This is a genomic window from Micromonospora sp. NPDC047753, assembly GCF_040642735.1.
GTDB lineage: Bacteria > Actinomycetota > Actinomycetes > Mycobacteriales > Micromonosporaceae > Micromonospora.
On the sequence record NZ_JBEYSL010000423.1, the window covers coordinates 1 to 6,003 of the forward strand.

3 protein-coding genes and 1 pseudogene are annotated in these 6,003 nt (G+C 73.1%); 2 read left to right on the plus strand and 2 right to left on the minus strand.

Features of this window, described 5'->3' with window-relative positions; translation table 11 throughout:
- Nucleotides 1-138: 138 nt before the first annotated feature.
- A complete protein-coding gene (locus ABZ749_RS27335; RefSeq protein ID WP_357232846.1) occupies nt 139-1,293 on the minus strand; it encodes a hypothetical protein in 1,155 nt (384 codons plus the stop codon).
- A gap of 437 nt (nt 1,294-1,730) precedes the next feature.
- Between ABZ749_RS27335 and ABZ749_RS27340 the strand changes: the two genes are divergently transcribed.
- Nucleotides 1,731-3,512: a hypothetical protein gene (locus ABZ749_RS27340; RefSeq protein ID WP_357232848.1), complete on the plus strand. Its 1,782-nt coding sequence runs from the start codon at nt 1,731-1,733 to the stop codon at nt 3,510-3,512.
- Nucleotides 3,512-5,308 (plus strand): hypothetical protein, encoded by a 1,797-nt coding sequence (locus ABZ749_RS27345; RefSeq protein ID WP_357232844.1) that lies wholly within the window; start codon nt 3,512-3,514, stop codon nt 5,306-5,308. The genes ABZ749_RS27340 and ABZ749_RS27345 overlap by 1 nt, the downstream gene beginning before the upstream one ends.
- Here ABZ749_RS27345 and ABZ749_RS27350 read toward each other — a convergent pair.
- A pseudogene (locus ABZ749_RS27350) lies at nt 5,309-5,947 on the minus strand (hypothetical protein); the annotation flags it as partial.
- Nucleotides 5,948-6,003: the final 56 nt, after the last annotated feature.

Below are 6,003 nucleotides of genomic sequence, written 5' to 3' on the forward strand. Positions count from 1 at the left end.
CCGGTGGGGTCGGGCCGGCTGTGTTCCGGCCCGGCCCGGCCTGTTCCGGCCCGGCCCGGCCCGGCCTGTTCCGGCCCGGCCCGGCCTGTTCCGGCCTGGCCCGGCGGGGTGTGCCGGGTGAGAGGCGGGGCGGGTGGGTTAGCGGGGGGAGATTGAGCGGTAGTGGGTTTTGTCGGTGTTGGCGAGGCTGTAGGTCTGGGAGCGGGACGGGGTCGGGACGACCACCAGGCCGGGGCGCTCGACCAGCAGGGGAGTGCCCGGGGGAACGGACAGGGAGCTGTCCCGGGTGGCCCGCCAGCTCAGCACCACCAGCGGCTGACCGGGCACCGGCAGTTGGTACGCCTGCAACGGGGTGGCCCGGTCGGCGGGTGAGACGACGGGCGCGCTCCCGTCGGCAGGTCGATAGATCACCGCCGTCATGGCGCCGGCGTCGGTGTCCCAGCTGAGCTGCTGCAACTCGGCCGGCTCGCCGCCGCCGAGGGCCACTTCACCGAGCGAGCGTACGGTGAGTTTCGCCATCGGCCAGGACGTCGGCACCGAGCGTGGGGCGTCCCGGTCCCCGATCCGGCGCGGGATGCTGCCGAAGGGGCCCCGGTCGCCGGACAGCACGCAGGTGTCCAGACCGCTGAGCGCACGCCGGCCCGTGCCGGACTCGTCGCGGACCAACGGGTAGCGCGGGTCGACGGTGCCGGTGCCCAGGTCGAGCAGCCGGTCGGCGGCCCGACCGCGGGGGAGCGACTCCGTGGTTCGCAGGGTCGCGGTCACGCCGACGGCGGTGCAGGACGGCACGTCGACCGGTGCGCTGAGACCGTCCGCGATGGTCAACGTCCGGTCCTTGGGCCCGAGGAGGCTCTGCACCCGGGCCGAGACCAGGTAACGCCGGCCGCCGGCCGTCTGCACCGGCAGCACGTCGGAGTAGACGAGGTAACCCGGATCGGTGTACTCGGTGGCGCGGGTCACCGTGTACCGGTCGCCCTCGCGAGTCAGTTGCAGAAGCCAGGACGCGCTTTCGCCGGGCACGTCGGCGGCCACCAGCGCCACCGGGGCGCCGTCGACCCGACCGGAGAAGAGGATGCCCGACGAGGGCAGGTGTGCGCGGTCGTCGGCCGGAGACCGCCAGCTCCGGACCGCCGCGGTGATCGCCGATGTCGCCGTGGCGTCGCTGGAGAGGTCGCCCCGGGGCGGCCATACGGCGAGGGTGCCGTCCAGGCTGTCGTACCCGACCCGGAGGTCCTGCGGCTTCCGCTCGGCTACCGGACCGCACGCCGTGCCGGCCAGCAGCGCGCTCAGCAGGACGGGAAGCGCCCTGCCGTACCGACGGCCTGGAGTCACCTGGCCCGCCCCCGATCGCCTCACCGTCGCTGTCGGAAAGCGCCATAGTACGAGATGTCCGATGCGGCGCCTCAGTTGGCCGGCATCCGAAGCACCACAATGGACACCACCGGGGGTTTAGGGCGTTTTGGTTGCTCCGGTAGACTCCGCCGACTGTGACGCCTGCCGAGTCCCGCGCCCTGCCCGCGCCGCACCCGGAGGCGGTAGCCGACTCCGCCGAGCTGGTGAGCTACCGCACACCGGCCGGTCTCTTCGCCGGCCCGCCCGCGCTGGCCGCCCCCACCACAGCGCCGGCCGATCCCGAAGCGCCGGCCGACCCGGCCACAGCGCCGGCTGCCCCAGGAGCGCCGGCCGAGCCCGAAGCGCCCGCCGAGCCCGAAGCGCCCGCCGAGAGCGCGGTGCCGGCCGAGAGCGCGGTGCCGACGCGAGCACGGTGGCGGCGGTGGACTCGGCGTCGGCAGCATCTGGCGGTGGGCGGGCTGTTTCTGCTCGCCGCACTCTGGGTGACCAGCCGGATCTGGCTGGACCCCTCCGGTCGGGTGGCCTCGCTCTACACCGGTGACCCGGCGCAGGTGCAGTTCTTCCTCGCCCACTCGGTACGCGTGGTGCTGCACGGCGAGTACCCGTTCTACACCGAGCAGTTCAACTACCCCGACGGTGTCAACCTGATGGCCAACACGGCCGTGTTGGCGCTGGGCATCCCGATGGTCCCGGTGACGCTGCTCTTCGGGCCGGCGGTCTCCTTCGTGGTGCTGGTCACGCTCGGTCTCGCCGGCACCGCGATGGCCTGGTACCTGATGCTCTCCCGCCACCTGGTGCGTACCCCGCTCGCGGCTGCGGTCGGCGGCTGGTTCTGCGGGTTCTCGCCCGCGATGCTCTCGCACGCCAGTTGGCACCCGAACATCATCAGCCAGTTCCTGCTGCCGTTCATCGTGTGGCGGGTGCTGGTGCTCACCCGCTCCGGAAAACCGGTTCGGGACGGGGCCCTGCTCGCCCTGCTGGTCACCGCGCAGGCGTTCATCAACGAGGAGATCCTGCTCTTCACGGCGCTGGCCTGCGGCGTCTTCCTGCTGGCGGTGCTGGCCCAGGAGCCGGCCCGGTGGCGAGCGGCCTGGCGGCCCCTGGGCGTCGGCGTGGTGACCTGCGCGCTGCTGGCGGGGGCGCTGCTGGCGTACCCGCTCTACGTGCAGTTCGCCGGGCCGATGGCCTACCACGGGCTCAGCGACGCGGTGAAGGACTACGGCAACGACATCGCCGCCTTCTTCGCCCCCGGCTCGCCCACCCTCGGCGGCAACCAGCGAGCCAACATCAACCTGGCGCCGAACTATTCCGAGGAGAACGCCTTCTTCGGCTGGAGCCTGTCGATGCTGGCCATCGGCATCGTGGTCTGGCTGCGCCGGGAGTTGATCGTTCGGGCGCTCGCGGCGACCGGCGTGTTCTTCGCCGTGCTCTCCCTCGGCGAGCGGGTCTCCTGGTGGGACCGCGAGCTGATCACCGGACCGTGGCAGTGGTTGGTCCACCTGCCGCTGCTGGACGCGGTGGTGCCGACCCGGTTCGGGCTCATCACCAGCGTGGTGATCGGCCTGCTGCTGGCGCTCGCCGTCGAGCGGGCCTGGGCGCTACGCCCGGCCGACCGCCGTACCGTCCGGGTGCTGACCGCCGCGGGTCTGGCTTTCGCGCTGCTGCCGATCGCACCGATGCCGCTGCGGATGGTCTCCCGGCCGCCGGTGCCGGACTTCATCACGGCGGACCGGTGGCGGGCGTACGTCGGGCCGGACCAGACGCTGGTGCCGATCCCGGTGCCCAGCATGGGCAACACGCACGGCATGCGCTGGGCGGCGGCCACCAACCTCGACTTCAAGATCCCAGGCGGTTACTTCCTCGCGCCCCGCAACGGCAACACCGGTGACGCGGGCCGGTTCGGCGGTCGTCCCAGCGGGGTGGGTCAGATGCTGGAGGAGGTGGCGACCACCGGGCGTACGCCCAAGCTTGACGACCGGCAGCGTCGGCGCTTCGCCGACGAGTTGCGGCACTGGCGGGCGGCGATCCTGGTGCTGCCGGTGCGGCAGCAGAACGTCGAGCCACTGCGTCGTACTGTCGAGGAGCTGGTCGGTCCGGGCCGCCAGGAGTTGGACGTGTGGGTCTGGGACGTCCGGACGCTCACCGACCGTTCGGTCTGATGACCACCGGGACGACGTCCCCGAACATCTCGCCCCCGGCGACGGTCGGCGCGTCCCGCTCGGCCTGGCTGCGGGACGCGCTGGTGGTGGCCGGCTATCTGGGCCTCGCGGTGCTGGTGACCAGCGGGCAGTGGGGTCACCCGTGGCGGCTGTTCCACCAGGCGGGTGACCAGATCCTCTTCGAGTGGATGCTGGCTCACGCGGCGCATGCGGTGGTCGAGGGGGAGAACCCGCTCTTCAGCACCGGGTTGAACGCGCCCGACGGGGTCAACCTGATGGCGAACACGTCGGTGCTCGGTCTGGGTGTTCCGCTCACCCCGGTCACAGTGCTCTTCGGCTCGCAGGTGGCGTTCTGCGTGGCTGTCGTCTGCTGCCTCGCCGGGACCGCCGTCGCCTGGTACGTGCTGCTGCGCCGCCGGCTGGTCGGCACCCGAACCCCGGCCGCGGTGGGTGGGCTGATCTGTGGCTTCGCCCCGGGCATGATCGCCCAGGCGGGGGCCCACCTGCACATCGCCGCCCAGTTCCTGGTGCCCGCGATCCTCGCCCTGGTGTTCCGGCCGGCCTCGGAGACGACACGAGACGGCGTGTGGCGGCCCGGCGTCGCCCTGGGACTGCTGCTCGTCTGGCAGGTCTTCATCGGCGAGGAGGTGCTGGTCTTCCTGGTGCTCGCGGCCGGCGTCTTCGCGTTGGGTTACGCGCTCGCCGACCGGGTGGCCGCACGACGGCTGGCGCCGGCCCTCTTCGGTCGGCTCGCGGTGGCGGCCGGCGTGGCGGGGGTGCCGCTGGCGTACCCGTTGTGGTTCCAGTTCTACGGCCCGCAGCACTACTCCGGGATGGCGTTCGCCACGCAGGGCTTCCAACTGGACGTCGCCTCGTTCACCGCGTCGGCCCGGCAGACCGTGCTGGGTGACGACTGGCTGCCGGGGCTGCTCTCGCCGAATCCGACCGAGGAGAACTCGTTCTTCGGCCCGGGCCTGCTGGTGCTCGCCGTGGTGATCGTGATCTGGCAGTGGCGACGACCGCTGGTCCGGGCACTGGCCGCCTGCGGCGTGGTCTTCGCCCTGCTCTCGCTCGGCGACGAGTTGCGGGTGGACGGTGCGGCCACCGGCATTCCGGGGCTGTACCGGCTGGTCGGCGGGTTGCCGTTGCTCGATCTCGCGGTGCCGGCCCGGTTCGCGCTGGTCTGCGTACCGGTGCTGGGGGTGCTGGTGGCGCTGTCAGTGGACCGGGTCCGGGCCGCGCGGGGGCCGAATGTGGCACCGGGCCTACCGGTGCGGCTGCTGTGGGCCGGCGCGGTCGCCGCCGCGTTGCTGCCCCTGTTTCCGACGCCGATCCGCGTGGTGCCGGTCGCGCCGGTGCCGGGGTTTCTCGCCGCCGGTGGCTGGCGTCCGCTGGTGCCGCCCGGTCGGACGGTGGTCGCGGTGCCCCCGGTCACCGGTGCCGGGCGCAGCCCGGTGATGCTCTGGTCCGCCCGTACCGGTCTGGGGTTCGCCGCGCCGGGCGGTTACTTCATCGGCCCCAGCGGCCCGGACGACCCGGCGGCCCGCTGGGGTACGCCGGACCGGCCCACGTCGGTGCTGTTGCGGCAGGTGGCCGAGACCGGCGTGGTGCCGGTGCTCGACGAGATCGACCGCCGCCAGGTGGTCGAGGACCTGCGGCACTGGCGTGCCGCCGTGGTCGTACTCGGGCACCTGGAGCACGGTGACCCGGTCCGCCGAACCGTCGACGACCTGCTCGGCCCGGGCCGACCGGTCGACGGCGGATGGTTGTGGGACGTCCGGGACCGGGTCGGCTGACTAACCCACCAGGGCGCGCACGTCCCAGACCCAAACGTCGTCGACCCGCTGCGGTGGCCCGATCAGGGCGGTGACCAGCTCACGGAGCACAGCCTCGCGGGGGTGCGCCCCGAGCACCACCACCGACGCCCGCCAGAACCGTAGGTCCTCGACGGCCTGCCGGCGGTTCTCGTCGGTCAGCGCCGGAACGGTGCCACTGTCCATTGTCGAGTAGACGAGGGTGCTGGTCGGTCGGTTCGGCGCGCCGAAGACCCCCTCACCCAGCTCGTTCGGGCCGATGAAGTAGCCGCCCGGAACGGGGAACTCCTGCCCGGTCAGCGCACTCCACCGCAGCGTCGGCAGACCGTGCACGTTGCTCGGGATCGGCACCGGCACCAGGGTGCGACCCGCCGGCACGTACGGTCGCCAGCCGCCCGCGGTGATGAAGTGCGGCGGCGGGTCGATCTGCTGAGCGGGCAGCGGGCGGGGGAAGAGCGGCAGCACGGCGAGGGCAACCGCCGCGTACCCCACCGGGCGCAGCCACCGGCGGCGGGAGGCGGCCGGCGCGGCCGGCGCGGCCGGCTCGGCGTCGGTCGTCGCCGGGGTCGCGTCGTCGACGCGCTGGGCCGGCACCCGCGGCCGGTCAGCAGATCCGTCAACTCGACCGGGTGGTCATCCGGTTCGCCGGTGACTCCGGCGACGGCATGCAGCTGACC

Bases quoted from the DNA above. Each gene is read 5' to 3' on its own strand.
- ABZ749_RS27345 (WP_357232844.1), top strand. From the start codon at position 3,512: ATGACCACCGGGACGACGTCCCCGAACATCTCGCCCCCGGCGACGGTC.